The organism is Stenotrophomonas sp. AS1 (genome assembly GCF_048957655.1).
GTDB lineage: Bacteria > Pseudomonadota > Gammaproteobacteria > Xanthomonadales > Xanthomonadaceae > Stenotrophomonas > Stenotrophomonas bentonitica_A.
The window spans coordinates 1-840 of sequence record NZ_JARVXM010000020.1; the positions used below are offsets into that span (position 1 = coordinate 1).

At 67.9% G+C, this 840-nt stretch carries 1 protein-coding gene; it reads right to left on the reverse strand.

Annotated elements, in window-relative coordinates; genetic code table 11:
• The coding region (locus PV764_RS20280) for a transposase (RefSeq protein WP_421117431.1) at positions 1-840 on the reverse strand (840 nt) is incomplete at both ends.

Genomic DNA, 840 nt, shown 5'->3' on the forward strand with positions numbered 1-840 from the left:
GTCGATGGAAAAGACCCGCTTGAGCCGTTGCGCCCAGCTCATCGCACGGCGCTTCTGCTCGGGGCTGCGCGGCTCGTCGTGGGCGCTTGCGTCAACCGGCGCCGCATCGCCCGCAGGCCGCTTGCCGCGCCCCGATGGCGTCACCTGCGCGCGCAGGTTTGCATTCGGGGCGAATACGCCGTGGAAGCGGGTGAGATGCGCGCGAGGTGGCGGGACCAGTGCCGCCAGCTTGGCGATGAAGTCCACCGCATCCCATTCGACATGCGTGGTCCCATTTCGCCACGGCGTCTTGAGCTGATACCGCACCCTACCCTGCGGTGAGATCGACAGCCGCTGCTCGCTGATCGCCGGGCGCGTGATGTAGCGGCACAGCTTTTCGAGCTTGTGGCTTTCGTGTGCTTCCGCGGCCACGCCGGCATGCAGCGAGAAGCCACCGACCTTGCCGGCATCGCCCTCCAGCGAGCCTGCGTCACCGGGCAATGTTTGCAGCGTGACGACCTTGCGGCCAGCGTCGCGACCGGTGGCGATGCGGTAGGTCATCGAACTCATCCGCAGCCCATCCATGCCGTCGTCGCTACCCGCGCTGTCGGACAGGAACACGGATTCGTCTTCGCCTTCGAGCCAGCCGCGGCGCGACAGGTGCCGGCAGACGCGATGCGCGATGGTGTTGGCGAGCTGCGTCAGTTGCGCAGAGGTGGGGGCGCGGCGCAGGCGCGGCTTGCGCCGCGGGGGCTCGACGTTCGCGTCGTACACGCCGTCGAGCCACAGCATGTGGAAGTGAACATTCAGGTTCAGCGCGCTGCCGAAGCGCTGGATCAGGGTCACCACGCCGCATTGCGC